Origin of the sequence: Virgibacillus proomii (assembly GCF_018916875.1) — a bacterium.
Lineage (GTDB): Bacteria > Bacillota > Bacilli > Bacillales > Amphibacillaceae > Virgibacillus > Virgibacillus proomii_B.
In genome coordinates this window covers 119,582-145,846 of sequence record NZ_JAHLNO010000018.1, presented here as the reverse complement: position 1 = coordinate 145,846, position 26,265 = coordinate 119,582, and the positions used below count along the sequence as shown (strand labels likewise).

Sequence of the window (26,265 nt, the reverse complement as noted above, 5' to 3'; positions counted from 1 at the left end):
AGCTTTTCTGTCTGGGATGTTTGCTGTCGCAGCTGTTCTTGTCCTTGAAAAACGATGTTGTATTGCTGCTGAAGATTCCCCTGTCCTAAAAAATGGAAGATCATTTTCTCGTCGTGGGATGTATTGCTGCTTCTCTGTCCTGCCTGAGACCCGAACGAATCAAGAATTTAGAAACCGTTTTTCTCATAAAGATTACAAAATAATAAGCGGATTTTTCAAATGAGAGAAATAAGGCACCCTTACATTCCGGATAAAGAAAACATGCCCCTGTAACAGGGGTATGCCGACGCCTGAGCGGCAAGCCCGCCTTTAGTCAGCCTTCCGATAGATTCGAGCCGATGTTGGTTTAGCTTAGTAGGAAGAAGAGTGAGATTTACTAGGCGTTCGAACACATACTTAGACAACAAAGCTAGTTTCAAAAAGGTATCATGAAAAAAATCGCTTCCTAGACAGCTAAACACCTGCATTAGTAATGAAACCAGTAGAAAGTTTAATCAAATCTACTTACGCACAGCGAGAAACACTAAATAGAGGTAGAGTCCAATAGAAACAAGTACAGCACCTGCTGCAGTTACATAAATCACCGCATAATTAAATAGAAAAGCAATCTGCCCAAATATAATTGCCCCAAGTCCAACACCTAAATCAAAAAAGGAAAAAAAGGTAGCATTTGCCATCCCTTTTCTGTTTCCCGGTGCCTTCTCAACCGCCCAAGCTTGTAACGCCGGCTGAATGGTTCCAAAGCCAAGTCCATACATAGCAGCTGCCACTAACAAAATAACAGTACTTGGGAGCCAAGCCAGCAACAGCATCGCAATAAAAATAAGTATCGTTCCAGGTAAGAAAACATATAAATGACCTTTTTGATCATATATTTTTCCTGCAAAGGTTCGAGAAACCATCAGAAATAGAGCATACATAAAAAAATACCCTTCTATACCTGCAATACTTTTCTCTGCAGCATGAAGCGGCAAAAATGTAGCAATCCCTCCAAAAGTAAACGTAATAAAAAATAATAATAGCGATGGCTGTATAGCAGTCTTTTCGAAAATATCAAACTTTAAAGCTACTGTCTTATGCGGTGATTCTTCTACTTTCTTATATTTAATTTTACTAGATAAAATAAATGCTACTATTCCACCAGCAGCACAGATGAGAAAAAAGTGGGAAAAGCTCATTACATCTACTAACGTTAAACCTAGCGAAGGCCCAATTGCCAGTGCAATATTACCTGCGAGCCCAAAATAGCCCATTCCCTCTCCACGACGTGAAGGCGGGATTAAATCCGTTGCAATCGTACCTGTTGCTGTCGTTGAAAATCCCCAACCAATACCTTGAATAATTCGTAATACAAGTAAGAAGAAAATAGTAGAAACGACAGCAAATGAGCCAACAGATAAAACAAAGATTAGCAAACCGAGCATATAGACAAAGCGTCTTCCTTTCGTTTCTAAAGCATATCCAGCATATGGGCGCATGATCAGTGCAGAAAATGTGAATATTCCAACAATAACACCAATTAATTGATCGCTTCCTCCCAACTCCTTAACAAATAATGGCAAGGTCGGTAAAGTCATTTGGAAGCCTAAAAAAATAAAGAAATTAGCTAAACAAATAAAAACAAAGTCCCGTGTCCAAATTTTCTCAGCTTTTTTATCAATCATTGCAGATTGTGCATCCATTAATCGCCCTCCTTTATTAGAAAAATTTTTGCTTGTCGCCAAGTCTTTATGGCGAAAGCTATCGTTTTTCTTATACTATAAAGCATAAAGTTATACTTTCCTATAGTATAAAAAATGGTTCAGCACTTTGATTCGACACTCGAAATATATTATACAGTAATGGAGGGAGAAAGCAATTATTCCATCCACCCTACGAGTTAACTGCTCCTTTCATTTATTTCTTTAAATGAGCTAATTCTGATTAGAAAAACTTGGCTTATCGCCAAGTCTTTACGGCGAAAGCTATCGTTTTTCTTATACTATAAACCATAAAGTTTTATACTTTCCTATAGTTAGCCAGAGTCAGGTCTCTGAGTAGCCTATTTCTTGACCAATCCTACGGTAAAAGATGCCAAATCAACCCATATTTACCACAAGAATTTCACACCCTCTTACGATAAATTTTTACCAAATATAGTAAGTAGCTCTTCCATTAAAAATGTTTATTTTCCTTCCGACTAACAACCATTTTATAAACATAAAACACTGCTGTATTCCCAATACAGCAGCGTAATGAATCCTAATTACTTATCTATTTGCTTTTCACATAATTGACAAACTCAATAATACGATCAAAATACGCATCAGGCTGCTTCGAGAATGTTAAAGTTTGTACGGTAAAACCATTTTACCCCAATCGTATGAACATTCGCTTCTAGTCCTGCTTGAATATCAGCATCACTGTCCCCCGATAAACATTGCTTCATTATTACTTATTTTTATTTTTGTTAATCTTTATAAATGCCTTCAGGATGGGGCTAAGGTTGCTCCACACCGTCTCCTGTAATGATCTCATCAAAGTAAATTTTACATTCGCAACACCTGTAGAGATATATCTAGACTTCTTCTCGCTTTCTCCGTAACAATCCCTAGCGTCATCCCAGCGTTTTTTAAAAAGAAGAGCATGTCATCTATCTCCTGATAATGATCAACTAACTCCGCATGATGCTTCATATACTGTTCATAGAAATACTCAATAGCGTCATCCAAATCTTTACTGTTTAAATTTTCTTTAATGATATCTAATTCAGAAGGACCAAACATATTATCATTGAGCGTTTTCGTATCATAGTTCTTAAAAAACTTCTTGAAATGCATGCTAGCAGTTTGGCAACGTATCTGCTAATGTTCCATCAATCAAAATCAAACAAAATTGCTTTCACCCACCTCCCTTTGTATTTACGAATTACCCGGTATAATAACTATTTTCCCACTTACTATTTTACTAGTTGTCAAGTTTATTCTACTCAATTATTTTTAATGGAAATTTCACTATACTGCTTCTTTATAGCCGTTTTAGAGCTATCGCTTTTCGCATATATTGTAATGCTTCTTGAGCCGACTCTCCTTTTTCAAGCATTACATTCGTATACAATACATCAATTAGACTAAGCTCAGCTAGCCTTGAGGATAACGCTTCTGAACGAAATTCAGTTTCCTCTGCAACTGTATATAGTAAAATATCGGCATTCTTTGTCAAAGGAGATTTGGCAAAATTTGTGATCGCGATTGTCGTCACCTGTTTCTCCTTTAATATTTGAAGCAAATCAATCATATCCTTTGTAGAACCGGAGTGAGAGATAATTACAGCAACATCCTGTTTTCCTAATTGTGAAGCTGACATTAATTGCATATGAGCATCAAAATTGGAATACACATTTATCCCGCTACGAATAAATTTGTGATACGCATCAAGGGAAACAATTGCCGATCCACCGATCCCAAAAAACTCCACTTTTTCTGCTCGAACAAGTGCTTGAACTGCTGTTTTCAGAGCCTCTTCATCGATAATTTTCAATGTATCCTCTAATGTTTTGATATTTGAACGAAATACTTTTTCTCCAACTGTAACCACATCATCGCCAGCTTGTATATCTTCATGTATATCGGCGATTGGTGTAACAATCTCTGCAGCCAGCGCAATCTTTAAAGCTTGGTATCCTTTAAAGCCAATTCGCTGACAAAAGCGAAAAATCGTTGACTCCGCAACTTCTAAGTTATCAGCAAGCTGATTAATCGTATAATGAATAATTTCTTTCGGATGCTGTAAGATATAATCGGCTATCTTTTTTTCTTTCTCGCTAAGCCTGCTGTAATTACTGCGGATACGTGCTAAGCCGTGTTGAGTTTCTTGTTCCATATTAACTTACTCCTTTTTTAATAGAGTGAAACTTCATTCAAGGAGCGCTTTTCTCCTTGAAGTAGTACAAAGGCCATAATCTCGGAAGCCCTTCGATAGATTACTACCAAAGCTTTCCTTGAAAAATAAAACTGCTTTTCTTACATGCGGTATGTGCTTACTGAGCCTCTCCATCCTTAAAATAGAAAAGCACTTTTTCTGCTGTGCGATGTCTAATTCAAGGAGCTTTTCTTATCCTGTTGCCCGTACGAATTGGGTATTTGGATACCAATCTCCCCCGTTTAGGCTTCTGCGTATTCTCTATAACTCTTGAAGTGAAAGTCTTATAGCATCTTGGATAGGATTAAACAGAAAAATATTCCTATGTCATCTCTTACCTTTCAAATATAATGAATCGTATTTTTCCACTCTAAACACTTAAATCTAATTGTTTAAAGAATAGAATGAATCTATATCATCTTCATTCTATTATACACGAAAAAAATTTCTTTTATATAAATTGAAAATGGAAAAATATTTGATATAATGAATATGGATTGTAAATAAAACATGAGGTGAAAATAATGGAAATCGGTATTATCGGACTTGGAAAGATGGGCTATCATTTAGCGCTAAACTTACTAGATCATCATCATAATGTACGTGGCTTTGACAAAATCGGAAAACAGGCAGAAGGAATAACACATGACAACTTTCAGTTCCACACTTCGATTAAAACATTAGTGAAAAGTATGCCAGCTCCCCGTATTATTTGGTTAATGGTTCCCGCAGGTGATATCACAGAACGAGTCATTCAGGAAATTGCACCTCTCCTCGATAAAGAAGATATTATTATCGACGGAGGTAATTCAAATTATAAAGACACGATAAAACGAAATGAATTTTTAGCTAATAGAGGCATATACTTTTTTGATTGTGGTACAAGCGGTGGCATCGATGGTGCTCGCCATGGGGTTTGTACAATGATTGGTGGAGATGAAGCTAAATTTAAAGAGATCGAGCCGCTTTTTAAAGATATCGCTGTGAAAAGTGGCTATTTATATACTGGAAAATCAGGCAGTGGTCATTTTTTAAAGATGATTCATAATGGTATTGAATATGGAATGATGCAAGCAATCGCTGAAGGTTTTGATATTCTCCATAAAAGTGAATTCGATTATGATTATGAACAGGTAGCAACTGTATTTAATAATGGCTCTGTGATTCGTTCATGGCTTATGGAATTGATGGTACAGGCTTTTAGAAAAGATGCTAAGTTGGACAACATTCGCGGAATTATGCATTCTTCTGGCGAAGGAAAATGGACGGTCGAAACGGCTTTAGACTACCAAGTCGCTGCACCAGTCATTGCTTTATCACTCATGATGCGTTATCGTTCGCTAGAAGAAGATACATTTACTGGTAAGATTGTGGCAGCATTACGAAATGAGTTTGGTGGTCACGCAGTCGTAAATAATAATACGCAATCTTAATCAGGTATTTTTCTGTACAGCAATTTGGTTTTTATGGTTGACCTCACAATTGATCCATAACTTAATCACGGATAGCATGAGACCTTCCCAGCTTTTCAGGGTTAGAATACTTGAATTTTTCTCTTGACTAAAATGAAAAGAGGGTAGGATGTAAATAGTGTGTCATTTTTAACCGTGTTTTTGAAGAATTGTTACCAATTTTCATTCGTTTACCTGTCTTATAAAAGAGGAATACAAAAACATTAGCGATTTTCAGTACAAACATGTAAACCATATACCGTAAAAATTAATAAAGCGAGCCGTGCATTCGACTCGCTTTATGGTGTGAATTTTACATAGTGTAAAGCTGTACAGTAACCATGCTCTTTATTCAATCTCTCCACAAGCAATTCGCTCCCCCGCATTACCTGCAGGTTGGGACTTATAATCATCTTCTTTCGCATGGATAACTAACGCTGTCCCGCCCTTTTTAAACAGCGAATGGCTTTCTCCCTGTTCCAACGTCACCAAGTTTGCAATTACTTCGGTTTGTACTGTTCCATCTTGATTCACTTCAATATTGGGAAGGTCTCCAGCATGGGGCCCTCCTGATATTTTCTTTCCATGTTTCGCATGATTAGGGTTATAGTGTCCACCTGCCGAAGAAAAATCAGGTGCTTCGCAAGAACCTGTCTCATGAATATGAAATCCGTGTTTCCCTGGGGGTAATTTTTCTCCCTTCAGTTTAATTTGAACACCATCGTTATTTTCCGTTAATGTTGCAGTCGCTACTATCTGTTGACTCTGATTTTTTAGAGAAACAAACACCTCTTTTGCTGCTTCATCTATTGTAGCTGTTGTTTCCTCTGCTTTCCTTGTTTCTTCGTTCTTTTTATGTCCATCATCTCGATGTTGCTCGTCATTATCTACATTACAAGCTGCCAAGCTCAATAGGACAAGGAAAGTTACCGCAAGAAATAAACGTACCTGTTTTAGCCTCATCGTTTTTGCTCCTTTCAATCGTTTTTTAAAAGAAGGTAAGGTAAAACTTCCATTCACTAGGGCTTTCTTCGCTAGAAAAGAGTAGATCAAAGACTTAAATCGCGATACACCTGAAAACTCATGATGTATCTGTCGAAGCTTTCCTTGTCTTTGAAAAATCGCAGTATATTCCTACTGAAGCTATTTCATCCTGCCCCCGAACAAATCGGGCATTTAGGTGCCTTTATCTCCCATTTAGACTTATTTCTTGAGCAGAAGTCTTATGACACCTTATATCCGGGATAAAAAGGATTAGAAAGTTCAAGTATTCCTTCCCAGCATCTTAATAGTTGTTTATAATACTTGACCAATGTTACAAGTTTTGCCGGTCTTGTTACACCTTCTTTTTTCAAAAACATTTATTACCAGTCTCTACATTACTTCAGTGAATTAAACATCGGACGACTTCGCAGAAAGTTTCCAATAGCGTATAATAAGAATATAGTAGAAGGGAGAGATTTTAATGGGCTTATTTGATGGATTGATGGGAAATGCTTCCGAGATGAATGCCAAAAAAGCAGAGCAAGAAGTGTCTGATTTATTATCAAATGCAGAGTTAAAGTTGTGGGTTTCTGGAAGTTCCGAACCAATTGAAAAGACCTTCAACAAACAATTAAACATATATAAAGTTCAGGCAGTTTTAGCTAATTATATTTGCGGATAAGATTAGAAAAACTTGGCCTGTCGCCAAGTCTTTATGGCGAAAGCTATCGTTTTTCTTATACTATAAACCATAAAGTTTTATACTTTCCTATAGTAGAACAAAAGCTAGAAGCGCTCGGTTTGTGACGTACAAACTGGAGACCCTCTGACGTGATAAAAAAAACATGCCTCTAAAACAGGGGTATGCCGACGCTTTACAGCAAGCCCGGTCTTCCTTTAGATTAGAGCCAATGTTAACTTATCGTAGGAAGAAGGTCGAAGTTTGCTACAGAAGATTGACGAAGCTACGTTCAAAAAATATCGCCATATTAAAACAGATATCATTTCCTTCCTGTTATTTAACAAGAGTTTTCTGTTTAATATTCTGCATAGCTATTCAGTGGACTCATAAAAACTTGATTTACACAGCTGTTTATTTACCCTTCATTTATACATGTAAATTAAAATTTTACTATATTGTAATAATTTCAGAAAAAATTTCATACTAAGCTAACGGAATAAATAAGCAAAGTTCGCGCAAACATCTATTCCAAAAGCTTAGCATTTGGTGTTACTGCATTTTCTTACATCATCACAATGAGATCTCAGATTCGTACCTAAAAATAATTCGTATCAACCTGAAACATTCTTCTTAAAATGACCTCGATATTTTTAAATAGTTTGGCTAAAATTGTATGTAACAATAATCTATTTATTTGCCAAGCCCCCTTTTAAAGTTATCCGCAAAAGTACTTTAAAGGTGGGAAGTAGTATTAATTTTAAAAATTCTATGTAACTTTTATTTCTTTTGTTCACAAAAACTCTTTTAAAGCGGAATAACCCATCTATCTAATCCAATTTTTCCAGCATTAGTAAAACTACCGTTAATAAAACCAGTCGCTTATTCGTACTAACAGCTCCACTAAATAAGTATGCAAAGATCAGCATAATTCCTACAAGGCTGAAATTGGTGAAAATCCCCAAATTAATGCCATCCCAAACAAGTAATTTTACCCATATGATGATAAAAGTAAAAAGATCAGCATAATGCTATGTTTCTAAAAATGCTTCTACCAGCCTTAAATTGCCGAATGTTCGCCCTTGTACTAGTCATTCCCCCTTATCAATAGCCAGTTACATCGAATTCTCCACCAGCAACAAAGCCATCCATCCCCCCTATAAAATGCGAATCAATGCTAGTAACGTGCTGCCACCCTAGTTTTACGAATAAAATCCATTAACATATTAACACTCTCCCCTTATTCATGTTCATTCATAGCAAATATTCCTTTACTGTAAAAACATAGAAAGATGATCTATTTATCTTAAAATCTCGATATTTCACCATATAAAGCTAATACAATTTGTATTAAATACTGTTAATATATTTCTTTGAATTTAAGACCTTGTTTTATTTAGCCGTAAATATAACTTTCTCTAAAGTTATATTCTCTTTATTAACAGACTGTCTTATGCTGCACTATGAATTATTTCAATTAAAAAGCTATTGACATTTCATAAATAATACATTACTGTATATATACATATACACAGCATAACAGTTTTTGGAGGGATTTATTATGCAAAAATGGAAGCAGGCTTTTCAAGTTGCTAAGCTGGAGTTAAGCCATTCATGGCAAGGCTTTGTTCTTTGTCTAATCTTAACTGTTTTCTTAAGCTTTCTGTTTATTTATAATTTAGACGCTTATTTAAATACCCAAGTTATGGGCTACGATTTCTTCTTTATCACATTTTTCTTTCTAGGATTTGTTTGGGCCAAACCAAATTATTTCCAACTTCAAAATCAATCTAGCGGCTTTATTGCTGCTCCTGTTTTTCTTATGCAGCTACAATTGCCGATTGAACAAGATATTCTAATTAAAAGCAGATTTATCGTTTACTTTTTCTATTCCCTGCCTTGGCAAATTTGCTTTCTAATTTTATTCTATGCTTCATCAATCAATGAAGTCTTGTCCGTCACGGCATATCTCACTTTTTCAATTATGTGGCTTTCTGTCACTCTTTATGCTGGAACGCTTATCCCCATCAGTGATGCCGGTGAACAAGGTTTCTTTACTACTAAAATAGGAGGAATAGTGGGAGCATTATTATATTTTTCTATCGTTTTTATGTTTATGTTTCCTATTTATATCCTTACCAACCACGGAATTGTCTACTGGTCCATTATACTAGCTCAAAAATGGCCATGGTTAGCTGCCGCTATTTCATTAATCATCGGCTTTACAGCAGTGAACATACATCAAGTCTATATGAAAAAGAAAATAAATAAGCTGAATTATTTATAGATTAAAATTAGAAAGGGAGAGCAGCCATGGAACTGCCAATACGTCTTTCAAAAACGTCACGCGAACCAATCTATCATCAAATTGAAAATCAACTAAAGACGTTGATCGCAAGTGGACAGCTGGCGGAAGGCGATGCTTTGCCATCCATTCGAGCACTGGCAAAGGATTTAGAAACAAGCGTCATTACTATTCGCCGAACTTATCAAAATTTGGAGTATCAAGGCTTTATCCGAACAACTCAAGGAAAAGGAACCTTTGTGGCGGCAGTAGACGATACAATGAAGCAACAAATTAAGGTTTCTGAAGTATATCAAGCGATTGAACATGCCGTTGACATTGCCATTAGCTATGAATATACAACCGAACAAATTAAAGAAATCTTTACAGAAGTAATACAGGAAAAGGGAGAACGATAACGATGGAAACATTGCTTGAGATAACCAATTTAGAAAAGCAGTTGGAGAGCTTGCATATCGGACCGATTGAATTAACAGTTGAATGTGGAACTATCACAACTCTTGTCGGCAGAAATGGTTCCGGAAAAAGTACCTTACTCAAGCTGATAATGAATCTAGTAAAGCCGGATCAAGGGAACATTAAACTGCTGAATATATTTACACATGGGCCAGATGAGAGCTGGAAGCAGTTTATTGCCTACCAACCACAAACTGTTATTGGCTGGGACACCTTTACAGGACAAACATTAAAAGAATTTATTGCTCCATTATATCGTGACTGGGACGAAGAACTGTTTCAAAAAATGGTCTCCTTATTCGAAATCCCGCTAAATCGCCGGTTTCATAGGCTATCACAGGGAATGCAACAAAAACTTACTATCGCTCTTACGATACCAAAAAATACACCATTACTACTGCTTGATGAACCGACTTCATTTATGGATATACCAGCAAAGCAACTACTGATGGATCTGCTTGTAGACTGGATAGATCAAGGAGACCGAGCAATTATCATGACAAGCCACCAATCCTCAGATATTATGAAACTTTCTGATTATATTAACGTACTAAAGAATGGGAAATTAATTGCTAATTTTGAAAAAGAAACTTTATTTGCAACTTATCAGCGTTATTGGCTAACGGAAAATCCTCCAGCAATTACAATTCCTGGGGAAGTGAAGCGAACTGCCAATTATCTTATCTCTAGTTCTCCTGAACAAACAGAAAGATTTCTTAGTACACAGCAAATCAAATGGACGACACAGGAAGCTTTGAAGATTGAAGAAATTATTACACTGCTCACAGTGTGAAATGAAAGGTATGGGTTCCGTTGAATACAATTCTTACGGTTGAAAACTTAGGAAAGTCATTTAAGGACAAACAAATTATTTCAAATATTTCATTTGAAGTAAAACAGGGAGAGATTATGGCTATTCTTGGACCAAACGGTGCAGGAAAATCAACAACTATTCGTAACATCATGGGAATTATGTATCCAGACGAAGGAAAAGTTATGTTCCCAAACGCTTATAATCACAGTATTCCTAAAAATAAAATTGGTTATTTACCAGAAGAACGAGGACTATATAAAAATGTAAAGGTGATGGATATTCTCCTCTATTTAGCAGAGTTAAAAGATTATCCGCTCGACCGAGCAAAACAACGAGCACTTGATTATTTAAAGAAATTTGATTTGGAAGGAAAGGAAAAAGTGAGTGTTGAGGAACTTTCTAAAGGAATGGGGCAAAAAGTTCAGTTTATAGCTTCTATTATTCATGAACCGGAGCTATTAATTCTGGATGAGCCATTCTCAGGTCTTGACCCTGTTAGCCAAGAGTTGTTTAAACAGGAGATTCGACAGCTGGCTCAACATGGAACGGCTATTCTCCTTTCCTCCCATCAGATGAACCTGGTTGAAGAAATGGCAGATCGTTTATTTATGATCCACCATGGGAAAAAAGTGATTTACGGAGATATGGATACCGTAAAAACAGAATATGCTAATTTTAAATGTACCATCCATGGAAAAAATGACCGGTATGAATTAGAAGGATTGCCCTATGTACAGCGGGTAGAACAAGTGAATAACCAACATATTCTCTATCTAGACAAAGAAGTTGACCCAGTTAAATGGTTAAAACAATTACCCGACCATTTAGACGTTCAGGAACTTACATTAGATCGTATTTCCTTACATGAAATCTTTATTGATATTGCGACAGATAAACAGGTACTTCAGAGAGCAGGTGAGAAGCATGCGTAACTCCATAAAGGTTGCTAAATGGGAAGTAAAACGAAATATGAAAAATAAATCTTTTATTATTGGTATCTTTTTAACCCCATTATTAATCGTTGGCTTTATGCTACTTGGTGAATTATTCGGTGACAGCTCAGGGGAAGAAACAGGAGCTACTACCGTATATATTAATGATGAGGTAAATTTATTTTCTACGGTTGAAAAAGTGGTGAAAGCAAATGATTTATCCTGGGAAGTAAAGCAAACGGATATTAGTGAGGAAGAAGTAAGGAAAAAACTACAAGATACAGAAAATACCGCCTATCTTTTTATTAATAAGGAAGCCATAGATGACGGGAAAATCCCTGCATATACATCTGAAGAGATAGATCCTTATTTTATGGATCAAGCACATTTAATAACAGCACCCATTCAAGCACTGCAAATGAAAGAACTCGGATTATCAGATCAACAGCTAGCTGTAATTACTCGTGGCATTACTATACAAGAGACGGCTGTAGGAGAACCTGAATCTCCTGCCGAAGAAGCAAGCGGTTCTCGCAACAGTGATCGATTTAAACGAATTATACCGGGGGCATTTGCCGGATTTATTATGCTCTCCATCGTGTTTACCGGTATGGCTATCTTCCAAAGTGCATCACAAGAGAAAAAAGATAAAATTGCTGAAATTATTTTATCTTCCCTAACACCAGCAGAACTAATGCAAGGAAAAATTATCGGTTATTTTGCATTAGGTATTCTGCAATCCATCATCTCGCTTGTTATTTTATTACCAGTTATCTCATGGCGGTTTGACCTTGAGATTGTAAAGTATTTATTTGTACCAGAGCTCGCTTTATATATAGCGATTGCTATTTTAGGCTACTTACTATTTGCTGCTATTTTTGTAGGAATTGGAGCAACGATGTCCGATATGACTACTGCAGGAAATTTTCAAGGTATGGTGATGATGCTGCCATTTTTACCATTTCTCTTTATAAGTCCAGTTATTAGTGATCCGAGTGGGTTAATGGCTAAAATCGGTACTTATATTCCTTTCACATCACCAGGTGTCCTGTTATTACGGCTCACACTTTTAGAAGAGTGGCCGTGGTTGGAAATAGCAATATCGCTTACTGTTCTACTGATAAGTGTGTTAGTCTTTATCATGCTTGCTGGAAAGATATTCAAAGTGGGAATATTGATGTACGGGAAAAATGCATCACCTGCAGAAATTTGGAAATGGATTAGAGCTTAAAGCGGGTTCATACAAGCGGGGATTTCAACAGAATCTCCGCTTCATTAATTCCATGATCTAAAAATCGATGTGATCATCTTGCCAAGCATTCTACCGATAAAAAGAAGGATATCCAAGGCATCCGTTAGTATATCGAATAACATAAAACGGTTATGATTATCTTCTTTATCTCTTTTTTTCTTAAGCTTCATGAACGAACAACCTCCAGTTTAGCTATTTAAATTTCCTTTTTTTGGTTTTGTTTTTCTCTAAACTTTCGATAAAAATAAATACAAAAACTAATAACAGCGATTCCTGATAAAAGAAAGGTGATACTAGCTAATGGCTGTGCCTTAAATGCAAAAATCCACTTATCAAGCAGATAAATATCCCTGCGATCCGTTACCGTTTCCGGCGTAAATACGACGATATCCTTCCAATTCGGTTCCAACATTAAATAAGAACCGGTCCAGTAACTTAAGAAAAACGTATATATAAAGATGCCGATTAGTAAAATAAAGATAGCTATTTTTTTCATTGTGTGTCACCTTGACTTTTTTCTTTATATTAACATTAATTATAGCTTGACTTTAGGATTGCTTTTCACGTCTTATCTATTTATACGGAAACTACTACCAAAAAGTTTCCTGATTTCTTCTTTCTAAAATGGTAAAGAACCGGCATGGCTAGCGCAACGAAGACATGCTTTTTTTATCGGATAGCCCTACGTTAAAATTTTATCTGCTCCTAAAATATAAAGGGGATATTTACCACCCGGTTATTTCCTAAAGTTTTACCGAACTTTTTGAACAACCTCTTAAAGCAAATATCCATTCTTCCATTTACTTTACTTTATTTAGGATACACTTCTAATTTTTCTATGTATGCATACAATTTTAAAAGAGAAAGCTTACAGTCTAGCACTTTTATCTCGTGAAAAAATTGGCAATCGTGTATCATTAAAATAGAAAAACCTTTAAACTATTTAATTAAGTATTACAGTACTTTCTTAAAGAAAAAAAGGAGGATATACAATGAATACAGTAGTCTTTCACGGTTCTACAAGAATTAATGGAAATACGGAATACTTAGCACACCAAGCAGTACCTAAGGAATTAGCAACACATATTTATTTAAGAGATTATCATATCCAGCCGATTGTAGATGAACGACATTCTGAAAGAGGGTTTCCCAACATTGAGGATGATCATAATCACCTTATTGAACAGCTGCTAAATCACGACATCATCGTCTTTGCCACCCCAATCTACTGGTATGGAATGTCGGGACCGATGAAACGCTTTATTGATCGCTGGTCGCAAACATTAAGGGATCCAAAATACCCTGATTTTCGTCAAGCACTAAAAGGAAAACAAGTATATCTTGTACTTGTAGGAGGAGACAACCCGCATATAAAAGGACTTCCACTTGTCCAGCAATTCCGTTATATATGCCAGTTTTTTGATATGGAACTAATTGATTATGTGATTGGGCAAGCTCGAAAACCAGGTGACATTATCGCCAATGAAAAAGCAATTCGATCTGCCAAGCATCTCATTAGCGACAATTTGTAAATAATCTTCTAGTTGATACTATTAGCTTACTCTTCTTAATTTCTCTGTACCTTTAAAGCTATATGCAAGAGATGTCTATTTTTTTGACATCTCCTTTTCTATATCTTCTTAATGTTGTATCCCGCATCTAAAATCTCTGCTGAATGATGTTTCTTTACAAAAATGCCTTCTGTTTTTCAAAATACTACTAGCGGTAATTTATTCTCCTATCCCCCCTAAAACCAGTTTACCAATACGAGCAAATCAAGAAATAAGAATCCTTACTATAAATATGTAGTAGCTTTATAGAATTTTTACATGCTTAAAGAGAATTCTTTGTCTTTAGCTGTTCAAACATAGCCTTTCTGAATAGTTATACTAACAATGTATTCATAAACATAATTTACCGGCTGCTATGTTAAATATAAAAATTATTATAGTTCTCTTAAAATATGCACGTATTGTACCGATACTATAAAAGTACTAGATATTATTTTTAGTTGGGTTTAAAAACCTATTATAAGGAGTAGGTAATACCTACACTTATATATAAAAAAAAGAGAAAAGACCTATCAAATTCAAGGTTACATCGTTTGATCGAAATTTACTGCAACGAGAATATCCAGGAAAAACATAGGTATAAAGCACAACTAGAATAACTTACTAAATTAAACGTTAAGGAGGATTGCTTATTTTGAAAAAAATCTATCTTATCATCACAAGCTTAATCATTATGTTAACCTCCCTTTTTCTCATTCCTAAACAAAGCCATGCTGCCGAAGGTGAAGTATATCAAGTTGGACAAGCTATTCTAAATGTAAGAGATGAGCCCTCTATCCATGCTGAAATTATTGGAAAACTTCATACAGGTGACCAAGTGGTAGAATTCCAGGAAAAATATGGATGGATTCAAACCTATTATGGAGGAAAGGAAGCTTGGGTAGCTAAACATCATTTAATTCCTCTTCAACAAGATAAACAAACAAATATAAAGTCAATAGCTCACAAGCCAGTGACTGCACTACAGAAAAAACGTGAAGTGTCAACAAGAGGAAATGCTTCGCTTAAAGGATATAATATTATGTTAGACCCAGGCCACGGAGGCCATGATCCTGGATCTATCGGGATTGGTGGATTGCAAGAGAAAGCTATAACACTTGCAACAACCAGACAGATAGCTGAACAACTACGTGATGCTGGAGCAAGTGTTTTATTAACTAGATCAGGTGATGAATATGTTTCTTTACGTGATAGAGTAGAAATTAGTCGAGCTTATTACACGCATGCTTTTATTAGTATACATTATAATGCTTTTTTTAACTCTGGTGCACATGGTCTAAACATATTTTATTATTCCTCAGCAGATCAAAAGCTGGCAGCTAATGTTCATGCTAGCCTGGCTTCGTCTGTTTACCTGCAAGACAGAGGGATGAAGCAAGGAAATTATTACGTACTGCGAAATAACTATGCGCCCTCTATATTATTAGAACTTGGGTTTATTACGAATTACTCCGATTTAGCTATGATCCAAACGAACCAGTTCCAAATACAAGTAGCAGAAGCTATTACAAATGGTTTACGAAATTATTTTTCACATTAATTAACATATAACTTATAATCTTCCAGTTAACCTAAACTGTCCTCTCAAACGTTGAACACTTAAAAACATGTAGAGGTGCAATTTTTAATAGAAAACCAGTCGTTTATGTCATTGAGTAAACCAGACGATATAACAAAGAACAAAAGGTGTACGGTCAGTTCGAAACGTACAAACCAGAACTCTAACAAGATAAAGTGAGATTTCATTATAAAGAGCGCTTTTTTCCTTAAAACAATAGACAATAACTAAGTTCGCAACATACTTGAAAAAGAAATATACTCTTTATGTATGCGATGTGTCGCTGACGAAGCTTTTCTTGTCCTTGAAAAAGAAATACGCTTTTTCTGCGTGCGATGTGTCGCTGTCGTAGCTTTTCTTGTCCTGGAAAAAGAAATACGCTTTTTCTGCGTGCGATGTATCGCTGTCGTAGCTTTTCTTGTCCTTGAAAAAGAAATACGCTTTTTCTGCGTGCGATGTGTCGCTGTCGTAGCTTTTCTTGTCCTGTCAATCAATGAATCGAGATTTTAGATGCCGTCATCTCCCGCTTAGACTTCTTCCTATTCTCGTTCACTTTTGAAGTCGTAATTTTACATACCTTCGATAGCGTATAAGGAAACATGGGGACGAAAGAAGCCAATGTTGACATATCAGAGGTAAAAACAACTGCAAAACTTGCGGTTGTTTTTTTTTGCCTACTCCTGGTTGCCTATTAATCTACTAAACTTTTTAGTACTTTTACATAATTTTTTCACGTTATTTGTTTAAATCATAGATTTATTGGAGAAAATTTCTATTAACGGCTGCTTTCATTTTAATGCTTTTAACAATACACAATATTTTCTAGTTTTCTCTATACTATTGTCTCCTGCATAAAAAGGTTCTCAAGCGCCTAAGCTGGACGAAGCTACTTTTAAAAAGTTATCTACTTTATAGAAACAGATAATAGACAATAAAAAGAGCGCAAAACAATTAGTTATCTTACAAAGGAGGAATTTATTATTTTGAAAAAACTCTATATTTTGTTAACCTGCTGTACAATTATTCTAGCAATCTTGTTACTTTTTCCAAATCAAACATATGCCGCAAACGGTGATATCTATGACGTTGGACAAGCCAACTTAAATGTAAGAAGTGAGCCATCCATCGATGCAGAAATTATCGGAAAACTGCAAGTTGGTAACCAGGTAGTAGAATTTCAGGAAAAACACGGCTGGGTCCAAACATATTACGGAGGAAAAGAAGCTTGGGTCGCTAAACAATACTTATTAAAAACCACACAAATGAATCACGTTCAACCTAAAACACGAAAGAAGTCAACCACTGCAATTACCAAATCAGAGCAACCACAGGTAGCTAATTCGCACACTACAGAGAATTCAGCTCTAAACGGTTATAATATTATGCTAGATCCTGGTCACGGTGGAAATGATCCTGGATCGATCGGAGTAGATGGTTATGAAGAAAAAATTTTAACATTAGCTACGACACACGAGATAGCTAAGCAGCTAGAATCAATTGGCGCAAATGTATTACTAACTAGATCGAAGGACGAATATGTGTCGTTAGAAGATCGAGTAGCTATTAGTAAAGCTTATTTGACGCATGTGTTTATTAGTGTGCATTATAATGCATTTGCAGATGCTTCAGCACAAGGGATGAATACGTTTTATTATTCTAATGCCGACAAAGAACTTGCTGAAAATGTCCATCATAATTTAGTTCCAAAGGTAAACTTACAAGACCGCGGAGTGGTACAAAAAAACTATTATGTACTACGGAATAATACTGCACCTGCTATCTTATTAGAACTCGGGTTTATTACCAACCCTGATGATGTAAGCATCATTCAAACAAATCAATTTAAACGCCAAGTAGCAGAAGGAATTACCAATGGTTTACAAGATTATTTTCAATCAAATTAACTAGTATTTACAAAAGTTAGAAGCACGCTTAACGAAAGACAAATTGGTGAACTTCTAATGAGATAAAGCGAATGAAACCTCAATCAAGGAGTGTATTTCTGCTTGAAACAATAGATCAAAGGCTAAGTTCGCAGGCTTCTTTAAAGAACCGCGATGTGATCGCTGCTGAAGTTGTCCTTGTCCTGAAAAATTGCGATGTACCGCTGACGTATATTTCCTTATCCTTGTCGATCCAAATGAATTGGACATTTAGGTGTACACATACGTTAATCTGCACCTTACATGCGGGATAAAGAAAACTAAATGAAGGAGGAACCAATGTTGGCTTATCGCAGGAAGAAAATTCGAAGTTTGCTATAGTTTGAGCACTTAAGCTAGACGATGGAGCTACTTTTCAAAAAAGTTATCCATAATATAGAAACGGGTAAAATATCCATGGTAATAATTAAACAAGCTGCCTTTTTTATTAAGACAGCTTGTTTTAAGATAAAGAGGGTAACTTTTATATGCATAACTAATTGCACCCGATACTTTTTCTAATTTCCTATAAAGAGGATGTATGAAAAGTCCGATAACCATGACACATCTAGTTTCATCGTACATTCGAACGGATAATATTTTGCACTGAAAATTAAATAACGCAGTGAAACTTTTAATATTGTTCAAAGACTTCAAACGAGCATACACGAAAATTCATAGGATATCATTACCTTTTTTTGCATAAATCATACTTAAAAAAGGATGAAAAGAATACGTCGTCACTTCATAATGATGCGAATGAAACCAGTTCACCAACAGCGAACGATCTGCATAAAATTCATCTTCAATTGCCTCAACAGCTTCTATATTTCCTGCCTTTCTATAACGACAAATTACTTCTTGACGATGTGTCTCATTATGAAACATTAGATCAGCAATACAGATTTCCCCGTTCGAATAGAGCACTCGATCCATTTCTTCTAAGGCCAGTAACTTTTGTTCGTCATTGATGTGATGTAGAGCGTAACTGGATACAATAGCGTTCACCTGCTGATCCAAAATCGGCAAAGCCAGAAAATGGCCTTTACGTATATCAATTTCCGGATGCTTTCGTTTACATTCCTCAAGCATCTTTTCGGATTGGTCAACTCCAATTACCTTAATTCCTTTTGGAAGCAATCTTGAGCTTAAATTTCCCGTACCTATTCCTATATCTAAACATGTATCACCAGCCTTTAATTGTATAGTGCTGATAACTTTTTCTAAAGCGACCTCATAATCCTGATGTACATTAAAGCGATACCCAGTCAATTTAAGACTTTTATCATATTCAGCTGCTTGTTTATCAAAATTCCAGCGATCACTCCAAGATTTTCGCATTGTTTTTAAGTTTTTTAAATGCTTCGATAAAGCAACTACGTCTTCCACTGATATACCATCATCTGTATGCTGTTCCAGGATACGATCAATGGTGAGAATCATATCCTTCATTTCCAGCCATCTCTCAAACATACGCTCGCGCTGAATATTTAAATAATCATACATACTATACGCATCACCATCAATCAGCTGCTTAATTGCTTTAATTTCTAAACCTAATTCTCGTAAAGCTAATATGGTACTTAATCGCATTACCTCTTCATCGGTAAATGTCCGATAGTCATTTTCCCGCTTCGTTGGTTGTATTAATCCTTTTTCTTCGTAGAAACGAATCGTTCTTGTTGTTGTATTTAATCGTTTAGCAACTTCTTTAATAAGCATGACTTTCATACCTCCTTTATCCTCACTGTACACATTAACGTAACGTTAATGTAAAGTGTTTTTTAAACTTACTTAACTGGAATTAGTTAAACTTTGGATATTAAAAATTAACTCGTTGTCTTAGCTCCTGAACTAACATTTGATACTCCCCCCATCCAATAATCGTTAACGATAAATTTGTTTTCGGATAAAGCAAAGCTTTAATCATGCTGTTTCGGACGTTATAGTATTTATTTCTCCATCATCTTGATTTACGCTGGAAAAATCGTTCTGTAAGTTAAGGAAAAAATGGTATACTTTAAGAAAACTAAGATAAGCGAGGGTATTATATGCATGAAAGAATCCAACAAATTATAGACAATACAGCAAATTGGCTTGGACTAGATGCGTATTATTTGAAGCGACATAGCTTTTCTAAAAATATCGAGGGAAAAATATGCTACGTGGTAACAATGGAATGGTTTCCAAATGGAAAAGCAGAAACCGATGACGGGTTAAATCCCCCAGGAACAGCAGTTGTTGATGTTGAAGTAGAAAGTGAGCAAATAAAAAGCATCCTTTTTGTTGAGGATATTTCCTATGCTAAGAGAGAAGAGTTAAGCAATCTTTACCAAAACAGTGAGAAGATAATTGAATGGATTGAGGAATTGACCGGCTTAGAGTTTGGCAAACAATTTCAGCTTATTCATGAAACTGCTGATACGATGCGTTTTCGTGCAGCGATTGATAATATCCCGATTTACCCAGAAGGAACAATTGAGGTTTCCTTTAATCAAAACGGGCAATTAACAACGTTTTATATAGACGGAGTTTTTCCAAAACAGGAAGAGGTTGAATGGGAACCTTTTTCACTAACTCCTGCTAATTATAAACCAATAGCGAAGCAGCAATGCAAGCTATTAGAAATTCCTATGGAGGATTTACAAGCATGGAAGAAGATATTTGGGATAGCAACAGTTTTTATTATGAACAGGAATCAGGAGGTCCTACCATACGAAATCGTAGAGGATTATTATCCTTGTACTACTCTCAATAAGATTCTAACTTGGCAGGGAGAAACAGAACAGCCTATTTCTCTTACACCGATTGGCGTAACTATGGAGATTACCGAGACGGAAGCTTTAACAGCTGAAGCTATTAGCGAGTTAGAACCGATTTCTAAACCAATCATATCTAAAGCGAGTCAAGAGATTAAGTTACTTTTACAGCAGGAATTACCCGACGAAAGTGGTAAATGGAAAATAACATCGATAAAACGCGAGCCATACTTCCTAATTGCAACATTAAATTTGGTTGAGTCATCTAATCGTTTTATCCAGCCTCGATTAAAAGTTATCTTAGATGTCAATACCATTAAAGTACTTAATTACGTTGATAATCGCTTTTTACTTACGATTTTTGAAGATTTCTCTGCTGCAAAACCGCCAATTATTTCACGGGATATAGCTTTTGAAAAGCTCTCCAACCAGATAGAAGTCACTCCTGTTTACGTTTATCATCAAGAATTGGAACGATATTTACTTTGTGGTAAGGTAGCATGTCGATACGGAGTAGATGCAGTATCTGAGAAGATGATTGATTTGGGTGAGCCGTTATACAGTTTTGGCAACACTTAACAACAATCAAGTGCAACACCTCTTGCCATGCTTTCCTTCCATATCCAATGGCAGCAAAATGCCAAGTATACATAATTCCTGGAAAAAAAGCAGGCATTTATGAGAGCTAGTTATGCTCCTTATAAACTACCTGCTTCTTCTCGATTACCATTCGCTAATTGAATGGTACGTTTACAATAAGATTGTCATCGAAACTTACAGATCGTCAAAACCGTTCAAATCACTTGTTTTTGTATATTGACGTGATTTCTGTTCAAAGAAATCCGTTTTCGTTCCGTCAAAATTATCTACATAGGCACGAATCCATTTCATCGGGTTGTCCGTATAATCCGGATAAACATCATGCAATCCCATCATGCGCAACATCTTATTAGCGCGGTACTTAACATATCCTGCCATTTCATCCAAATCAATACCTTCCACATTTCCGAGAACATAATTGGACCATTCGATTTCTAATTCCACGGATTCTTTAAAATGATCGTAAACCCATTGGATAAATGTTTCGTTATTATATTCCGGATTTTCTGCTAATGTAGCCCGGAACAGCTCGGAAATAAACCGGCCATGTTCCAACTCATCACGATTAATATAGCTAATCATCGTTGAGGTTCCGACCATTTTATTATGCCGAGCTAAATTATAGAAAAACGCAAAACCAGAATAGAAAAACATTCCTTCCAGTAGGGCTGTGTACACTAATGTTTTCAAAGTATTTTCAATTGTTGGCTCTTCGACAAATGTATTATATTGCTTGGTTAAATTTTTATTACGCTTCAATAGAACAGGATCCGTTCTTCCTAACTGGAATGATTTATTCTGTTCATCCAAAGATACGACAGAGGACAGTACGTAAGAATAACTTTCATTATGCACTGCCTCCTGTTGAGCAATAACCGCCATAATAGATTGAACAGAAGGATCTGTTGCATATAATGAAATTAATAACGCTGTTCTTGTTTGTGGTGCATCCAATGTCGATAATAAGCCGATTATCTTCAGATACGCATCTTGTTCTTCTTCTGTAAGTGTTGGAAACTGCTTAATATCACTTTGCATATTGACTTCGTCTGCTTGCCAATAATTCCCTACCAGCCGTTTATACATTTTATACCAATGTGGATAAGCAATATCATTCCAATTCAATATTCCGCTTGATTTACCACCGAATACTCCTGTTGACTTATTTGGATTTAATGGTTCCAGTGTCTTCGCTTTTTCCAGCAATACTTTTGCCATGATATAATACCCCTTCCACCCATTCTTTCACTTTCTGTTCCTGTTTTCCTCTTGGTGATTGTTCAACCTTTAATCCAGACCATGGACTTTCATAAAATTTAACCAGCTTATCGACAGCTTTACAGAATAGCTCATCTCCACCAAATTGTGTATCTCCAGTACCAAATACGGCGACATTGTTTGGCTTATAACCTACTTCAAGAATAAAATCTTTTACTTCTTCAGGAGTACTTCCCCGATCCCAGGTGAAAGTACCAATGAAGATAACGTCATAACTAGAGGGATTGACCGGTGGATCAATCCCAATTCGGTGAACCACCGTGTCTATCCCTTTTGCTTGTAATTCATTATCGATTAGTCTCGCAACTTCCTGTGTATTACCGCTATAGGTTAAATAAGCAATGAGTGCCTTCAACTTTGACACCACTCGCATTCTTCCACATCATTAGAAGTAGAACGAACGTAGTACGTTGTTTTTAATCCTTCTTTCCATGCCTGTAAATGAAGATCCAATAAGATGGAAGCTCTAATGGTGTTTGGTACATATAGATTAAACGAAATACTCTGGTCAATATGTCTTTGTCTAGCCGCATTCTGTTTTACGGACCAGCGCTGATCCACGATATAGGCAGAACGACGGTAAACATCATAGGTGCGATGTGTTAAATCAGGCGCCGTTACAGGGATTTTAAAATCTTTCTTTTCTTCATAGTAAAACGGCTTAAAGATCGGATCGATACTAGCAGTTGAACCTGCGATCATTGCTGTTGTTGAGTTTGGTGCAACAGCCATTAAATATCCGTTTCTTATTCCATGTTGTTTCACATCGTCTTTTAAAGCAAGCCATTCATCTTTTGTATATCCCTTAAGCTCGAAATATTCTCCGGTACTCCACTTACTGCCTGAAAATGCAGGATAGCTTCCTTTCTCTTCACTTAGTTCCATGCTGGATTTAATCGTAAGGAAAGCAATCTTTTCGTATAATTCATCTGCATAAGCAACCGCTTCTTCTGTTTCCCACTTCATATTGTTACGAGCGAGCAAATGATGCCAACCAAATGTCCCTAGCCCGATTGCCCGATACTTTTTATTTGTCAATTGCGCCTGCATAATTGGTAAACGATTGATATCAATGACATTATCCAGCATGCGTACTTGAATCTTAATCAGACGCTCCAACACTTGATCTGGTACAGCTTTTCCAAGGTTAATGGAACTTAAGTTACAAACGACGTAGTCCCCGGATTTATATTTCTTTACAATGGTATTCTCACCTTCTAGAAATTCTTCGATAAACTCCGTAGGGGACTGATTTTGGGTAATTTCCGTACATAGATTGGAACAATAAATGATTCCTTCATGACTATTGCTATTCTGGCGATTCACTTCATCGCGATAGAACATAAATGGCGTGCCCGATTCTAATTGCGACTTCATAATTCGTTTCATAATATCAATTGCCGGGATTTTACGCTTCGTTATCTGCTCATTGTTCATACACTCTTGATACTTTTCCCTAAAACTTCCACTGCCTTTTTGCTCATCATAAAAATCCTCTAGCGAATAGCCCATCACTTGGCGAACTTCATGCGGATCAAACAAGTACCAATCACCACGTTTTTCCACTTGCTCCATAAACAAGTCCGGAAGCGTCACGCCGGTGAAGATATCATGTGCTCGCATTCGTTCATCACCATTGTTAAGCTTTAAATCAAGAAATGCCTCAATATCACGGTGCCAAACATCTAAATAAACAGCAATCGCACCTTTTCTTGTTCCTAATTGATCCACGCTTACCGCAGTATTATTCAACTGTTTAATCCACGGAACAACACCGCTTGACATTCCTTTAAAACCTTTAATGGAGCTTCCGCGACTACGGATTTTCCCCATGTAAACGCCAATTCCGCCGCCATTTTTAGAGAGCTTAGCAATGTCAGTATTGCTGTCGTAAATGGATTGCAAGCTATCATCAACCGTATCGATAAAACAGCTGGACAATTGCCCGTGCGTCTTTCCGGCATTGGCTAATGTCGGTGTTGCTACTGTCATATATAGATTGCTTAATGCCCAATAAGCTTCTAAAACATGTTCTGTTCGCTTTTCTTTATCCTCATCTTGCATTAATGTCATCGCAATAATCATCCAGCGCTCTTGCGGCAATTCATAGACGTTTTTATCATGGTCTGTTGCAAGATAACGTGTCGCCAGTGTGTACAATCCTAAATAAGTAAATAATAAATCTCTTGATGGGTCGATATGCTTAGCGAAGTAGTCAATCTCTTCTTTGGTATACTCTTCTAAAATCGTAGCTTGATAAATATTGTCTTCCGTAAGCATCGTAATTAATTGATAAAAGTCACCATATCTATCTGCTTCATACTTCCGATTCTGACGTGCCTCATGATAGAGCAGCTGTAAATAAACCCGGCTAGCTAAATATGACCAATCCGGCGCGGATTCATCAATATTTTCCAATGCGTTTTGCACAAGCGTGTCAAGTGCCTTATCAAATGGTGTATCTTCCTCAATAGTTTTAAATGATTTCTGTTTGTAGGCATCTGTTTCAATAGACAGCCCCTGTTGTGCTTGATCAATGATTTCTACAAGTTTATCCCTTGTAGATACGATATCGGTGATCATTCCTAATCCTCCCTTTATATGGTAAAAACATTTTGATTACATGAGTTTATTTCCCTCAAAATCGAAATTCTATAAATAGTTGATAATAGTCCAAAGTAGTAGCAAGTTTAATCGTATATTGTATGTATATTGTTTGGTGTGAATCTGAAAAACGTAGAGGCATATCGCCCATCATCTTCTAGGGGATGGTAGTACTTAATCTTAATTTTCTAATAAGTAAATACTGATTCATACATTCAAAACACAATATATAGTAGGTTAGTATGGTTCCACCAACAATATATTGTGTTAAAAGCTTAGCATATAAGTTCTATTATTGCAATCTATTAAAGCTGGAGAATGAAGAGAATGTTTCTATAAGATGATATGAGAACAACGTTATATGTTAGAAAAACTTGGCTTGTCGCTAAGTCTTTAGCGAAAGCTGTAGTTTTTCTTATACTATAAACCCTAAAATTTTATACTTTCCTATAGTGCTAGAAAAAATAATTTTCCTCTTCGTTCAGCCAAAAAACAAGCCTTCCAAAACAGCTTAGTGTATGATTTTATATCTAGCCGTAAATTTCACATCTTATCTGTAAATCGAACTCTTTCTGTAAACACACAAACTCTATTATATACTTTTTTCTCCACTTTTAAAATGGTAGTTGAGAACAATTTTTCAAAATGCTGATTTTCCTCATACCATCCATGATATGAATCGTTCTTATAGTATGTACGTTCCCTTTGCAGGCATTTTTTAATCCTTTCTTTATTTAATAGTTTATATGTTTCAAGTGGTGTTCAAAAAGAGGATATAGACCTGAGACTAAGATCACAACGTCCTTCGAAAAAATCGCGATGTATGATTGCCGAAATTCCTCTTGTCCTGTTGTAATGTTGATAGTCTTGTACATGGAAGTTTGTGAGCGGTATGATTTCGAGTAGTGTAAACAGTTAGAAAATAGAGTTGTCAGAAACAAGCCATGGGAAATTGAATCCTCTTTTAGTCTTCAGTGAAATAAATCTAATTGAGAAAGGTGGAGTTGGCCGATCATTATGCTGTTTACTTGTTACTTCCTGAAACAAATTTGCTTGACTTGGTAATGAAGAATTATTCGTAACGTTATTCAAGTATATTGAAAGTGTTCCTGTAATTACAATGGATATAGCTTTTAAAAACTCAAAGCTATATCCATTGAAGTTTTCACTCCTTCTTTTAACCTTCCTTCATTGAAACTA

Annotated in this window: 23 protein-coding genes; 11 read left to right on the top strand and 12 right to left on the bottom strand. The window is 36.1% G+C overall.

Annotation, left to right across the window (positions count from 1 at the left end; all coding sequences use genetic code 11):
- Window positions 1-500 precede the first annotated feature (500 nt).
- The 3 genes from KQI21_RS07375 to KQI21_RS07365 form a co-directional block, all read right to left on the bottom strand.
- Window positions 501-1,682, bottom strand: coding sequence for an MFS transporter (locus tag KQI21_RS07375; protein WP_216483572.1), 1,182 nt, complete (start codon window positions 1,680-1,682; stop codon window positions 501-503).
- A gap of 846 nt (window positions 1,683-2,528) precedes the next feature.
- Window positions 2,529-2,819, bottom strand: a complete 291-nt coding sequence (locus KQI21_RS16100) for an HAD family hydrolase (protein WP_253291352.1) — start codon at window positions 2,817-2,819, stop codon at window positions 2,529-2,531.
- Between the two features lie 187 nt (window positions 2,820-3,006).
- Entirely contained in the window at window positions 3,007-3,861 is an 855-nt protein-coding gene (locus tag KQI21_RS07365; RefSeq protein WP_216483571.1) for a MurR/RpiR family transcriptional regulator, read from the bottom strand.
- Between the two features lie 563 nt (window positions 3,862-4,424).
- Between KQI21_RS07365 and gnd the strand changes: the two genes are divergently transcribed.
- Window positions 4,425-5,333 carry a phosphogluconate dehydrogenase (NAD(+)-dependent, decarboxylating) gene (gene gnd / locus KQI21_RS07360; RefSeq protein WP_216483570.1) on the top strand — a complete coding sequence of 303 codons (909 nt, stop codon included), beginning with the start codon at window positions 4,425-4,427 and terminating at the stop codon, window positions 5,331-5,333.
- Between the two features lie 366 nt (window positions 5,334-5,699).
- Here the strand turns inward: gnd and KQI21_RS07355 are convergent, their stop codons facing one another.
- Complete coding sequence (locus KQI21_RS07355; RefSeq protein ID WP_216483569.1) at window positions 5,700-6,314, bottom strand: superoxide dismutase family protein; 615 nt, start codon at window positions 6,312-6,314, stop codon at window positions 5,700-5,702.
- Window positions 6,315-6,816: 502 nt separating this feature from the next.
- On the opposite strand from KQI21_RS07355, the gene KQI21_RS07350 reads away from it, so the two are divergent.
- The 6 genes from KQI21_RS07350 (at window position 6,817) to KQI21_RS07325 (ending at window position 12,752) form a co-directional block, all read left to right on the top strand.
- Entirely contained in the window at window positions 6,817-7,017 is a 201-nt protein-coding gene (locus tag KQI21_RS07350; RefSeq protein ID WP_216483568.1) for a PH domain-containing protein, read from the top strand.
- 1,558 nt (window positions 7,018-8,575) lie between these two features.
- Window positions 8,576-9,301, top strand: coding sequence for a hypothetical protein (locus KQI21_RS07345; protein ID WP_216483567.1), 726 nt, complete (start codon window positions 8,576-8,578; stop codon window positions 9,299-9,301).
- Between the two features lie 26 nt (window positions 9,302-9,327).
- On the top strand, window positions 9,328-9,717 hold the full coding sequence (locus tag KQI21_RS07340; RefSeq protein ID WP_216483566.1) for a GntR family transcriptional regulator: 390 nt from the start codon (window positions 9,328-9,330) through the stop codon (window positions 9,715-9,717).
- Between the two features lie 2 nt (window positions 9,718-9,719).
- A complete protein-coding gene (locus KQI21_RS07335; protein ID WP_216483565.1) occupies window positions 9,720-10,568 on the top strand; it encodes an ATP-binding cassette domain-containing protein in 849 nt (282 codons plus the stop codon).
- Between the two features lie 20 nt (window positions 10,569-10,588).
- Complete coding sequence (locus KQI21_RS07330; RefSeq protein ID WP_216483564.1) at window positions 10,589-11,521, top strand: ABC transporter ATP-binding protein; 933 nt, start codon at window positions 10,589-10,591, stop codon at window positions 11,519-11,521.
- A complete protein-coding gene (locus KQI21_RS07325) occupies window positions 11,514-12,752 on the top strand; it encodes an ABC transporter permease (RefSeq protein WP_216483563.1) in 1,239 nt (412 codons plus the stop codon). The genes KQI21_RS07330 and KQI21_RS07325 overlap by 8 nt, the downstream gene beginning before the upstream one ends.
- A gap of 44 nt (window positions 12,753-12,796) precedes the next feature.
- On the opposite strand, the gene KQI21_RS07320 is transcribed toward KQI21_RS07325, so the two are convergent.
- Both KQI21_RS07320 and KQI21_RS07315 read right to left on the bottom strand, forming a co-directional pair.
- Window positions 12,797-12,943 (bottom strand): hypothetical protein, encoded by a 147-nt coding sequence (locus tag KQI21_RS07320; protein ID WP_216483562.1) that lies wholly within the window; start codon window positions 12,941-12,943, stop codon window positions 12,797-12,799.
- A gap of 26 nt (window positions 12,944-12,969) precedes the next feature.
- Window positions 12,970-13,269: a DUF4306 domain-containing protein gene (locus KQI21_RS07315; RefSeq protein WP_216483561.1), complete on the bottom strand. Its 300-nt coding sequence runs from the start codon at window positions 13,267-13,269 to the stop codon at window positions 12,970-12,972.
- A 496-nt stretch (window positions 13,270-13,765) separates the two neighbouring features.
- On the opposite strand from KQI21_RS07315, the gene KQI21_RS07310 reads away from it, so the two are divergent.
- Both KQI21_RS07310 and KQI21_RS07305 read left to right on the top strand, forming a co-directional pair.
- A complete protein-coding gene (locus KQI21_RS07310; RefSeq protein ID WP_216483560.1) occupies window positions 13,766-14,305 on the top strand; it encodes a flavodoxin family protein in 540 nt (179 codons plus the stop codon).
- A 673-nt stretch (window positions 14,306-14,978) separates the two neighbouring features.
- Window positions 14,979-15,884 carry an N-acetylmuramoyl-L-alanine amidase family protein gene (locus KQI21_RS07305; protein ID WP_216483559.1) on the top strand — a complete coding sequence of 302 codons (906 nt, stop codon included), beginning with the start codon at window positions 14,979-14,981 and terminating at the stop codon, window positions 15,882-15,884.
- A gap of 245 nt (window positions 15,885-16,129) precedes the next feature.
- Here the strand turns inward: KQI21_RS07305 and KQI21_RS07300 are convergent, their stop codons facing one another.
- On the bottom strand, window positions 16,130-16,396 hold the full coding sequence (locus KQI21_RS07300) for a hypothetical protein (protein WP_216483558.1): 267 nt from the start codon (window positions 16,394-16,396) through the stop codon (window positions 16,130-16,132).
- Window positions 16,397-16,885: 489 nt separating this feature from the next.
- Here KQI21_RS07300 and KQI21_RS07295 point away from each other — a divergent pair, with 489 nt between their 5' ends.
- Window positions 16,886-17,806 carry an N-acetylmuramoyl-L-alanine amidase family protein gene (locus tag KQI21_RS07295; protein WP_216483557.1) on the top strand — a complete coding sequence of 307 codons (921 nt, stop codon included), beginning with the start codon at window positions 16,886-16,888 and terminating at the stop codon, window positions 17,804-17,806.
- Window positions 17,807-17,860: 54 nt separating this feature from the next.
- On the opposite strand, the gene KQI21_RS07290 is transcribed toward KQI21_RS07295, so the two are convergent.
- Both KQI21_RS07290 and KQI21_RS07285 read right to left on the bottom strand, forming a co-directional pair.
- Entirely contained in the window at window positions 17,861-18,055 is a 195-nt protein-coding gene (locus KQI21_RS07290) for a hypothetical protein (RefSeq protein ID WP_216483556.1), read from the bottom strand.
- A 444-nt stretch (window positions 18,056-18,499) separates the two neighbouring features.
- Entirely contained in the window at window positions 18,500-19,546 is a 1,047-nt protein-coding gene (locus tag KQI21_RS07285; protein WP_216483555.1) for a MerR family transcriptional regulator, read from the bottom strand.
- A 329-nt stretch (window positions 19,547-19,875) separates the two neighbouring features.
- Between KQI21_RS07285 and KQI21_RS07280 the strand changes: the two genes are divergently transcribed.
- The gene (locus KQI21_RS07280; protein ID WP_216483554.1) at window positions 19,876-21,162 is read left to right on the top strand and encodes a hypothetical protein; all 1,287 of its coding nucleotides are present in this window, start codon (window positions 19,876-19,878) and stop codon (window positions 21,160-21,162) included.
- A 195-nt stretch (window positions 21,163-21,357) separates the two neighbouring features.
- Here KQI21_RS07280 and KQI21_RS07275 read toward each other — a convergent pair whose 3' ends face one another.
- The 3 genes from KQI21_RS07275 to KQI21_RS07265 are packed head-to-tail and all read right to left on the bottom strand — an operon-like array spanning window position 21,358 to window position 25,062.
- Window positions 21,358-22,401 (bottom strand): ribonucleotide-diphosphate reductase subunit beta, encoded by a 1,044-nt coding sequence (locus KQI21_RS07275; protein ID WP_216483553.1) that lies wholly within the window; start codon window positions 22,399-22,401, stop codon window positions 21,358-21,360.
- Window positions 22,346-22,834 (bottom strand): flavodoxin, encoded by a 489-nt coding sequence (locus KQI21_RS07270; RefSeq protein WP_216483552.1) that lies wholly within the window; start codon window positions 22,832-22,834, stop codon window positions 22,346-22,348. Before KQI21_RS07270 ends, KQI21_RS07275 begins: the two co-directional genes overlap by 56 nt.
- A complete protein-coding gene (locus KQI21_RS07265) occupies window positions 22,813-25,062 on the bottom strand; it encodes a ribonucleoside-diphosphate reductase subunit alpha (protein WP_373687639.1) in 2,250 nt (749 codons plus the stop codon). Before KQI21_RS07265 ends, KQI21_RS07270 begins: the two co-directional genes overlap by 22 nt.
- Window positions 25,063-26,265: the final 1,203 nt, after the last annotated feature.

Bases quoted from the DNA above. Each gene is read 5' to 3' on its own strand.
- KQI21_RS07375 (WP_216483572.1), bottom strand. From the start codon at position 1,682: ATGGATGCACAATCTGCAATGATTGATAAAAAAGCTGAGAAAATTTGG.
- KQI21_RS16100 (WP_253291352.1), bottom strand. From the start codon at position 2,819: ATGCATTTCAAGAAGTTTTTTAAGAACTATGATACGAAAACGCTCAAT.
- KQI21_RS07365 (WP_216483571.1), bottom strand. From the start codon at position 3,861: ATGGAACAAGAAACTCAACACGGCTTAGCACGTATCCGCAGTAATTAC.
- gnd (WP_216483570.1), top strand. From the start codon at position 4,425: ATGGAAATCGGTATTATCGGACTTGGAAAGATGGGCTATCATTTAGCG.
- KQI21_RS07355 (WP_216483569.1), bottom strand. From the start codon at position 6,314: ATGAGGCTAAAACAGGTACGTTTATTTCTTGCGGTAACTTTCCTTGTC.
- KQI21_RS07350 (WP_216483568.1), top strand. From the start codon at position 6,817: ATGGGCTTATTTGATGGATTGATGGGAAATGCTTCCGAGATGAATGCC.
- KQI21_RS07345 (WP_216483567.1), top strand. From the start codon at position 8,576: ATGCAAAAATGGAAGCAGGCTTTTCAAGTTGCTAAGCTGGAGTTAAGC.
- KQI21_RS07340 (WP_216483566.1), top strand. From the start codon at position 9,328: ATGGAACTGCCAATACGTCTTTCAAAAACGTCACGCGAACCAATCTAT.
- KQI21_RS07335 (WP_216483565.1), top strand. From the start codon at position 9,720: ATGGAAACATTGCTTGAGATAACCAATTTAGAAAAGCAGTTGGAGAGC.
- KQI21_RS07325 (WP_216483563.1), top strand. From the start codon at position 11,514: ATGCGTAACTCCATAAAGGTTGCTAAATGGGAAGTAAAACGAAATATG.
- KQI21_RS07320 (WP_216483562.1), bottom strand. From the start codon at position 12,943: ATGAAGCTTAAGAAAAAAAGAGATAAAGAAGATAATCATAACCGTTTT.
- KQI21_RS07315 (WP_216483561.1), bottom strand. From the start codon at position 13,269: ATGAAAAAAATAGCTATCTTTATTTTACTAATCGGCATCTTTATATAT.
- KQI21_RS07310 (WP_216483560.1), top strand. From the start codon at position 13,766: ATGAATACAGTAGTCTTTCACGGTTCTACAAGAATTAATGGAAATACG.
- KQI21_RS07290 (WP_216483556.1), bottom strand. From the start codon at position 18,055: ATGTCCAATTCATTTGGATCGACAAGGATAAGGAAATATACGTCAGCG.
- KQI21_RS07285 (WP_216483555.1), bottom strand. From the start codon at position 19,546: ATGCTTATTAAAGAAGTTGCTAAACGATTAAATACAACAACAAGAACG.
- KQI21_RS07280 (WP_216483554.1), top strand. From the start codon at position 19,876: ATGCATGAAAGAATCCAACAAATTATAGACAATACAGCAAATTGGCTT.
- KQI21_RS07275 (WP_216483553.1), bottom strand. From the start codon at position 22,401: ATGGCAAAAGTATTGCTGGAAAAAGCGAAGACACTGGAACCATTAAAT.
- KQI21_RS07270 (WP_216483552.1), bottom strand. From the start codon at position 22,834: ATGCGAGTGGTGTCAAAGTTGAAGGCACTCATTGCTTATTTAACCTAT.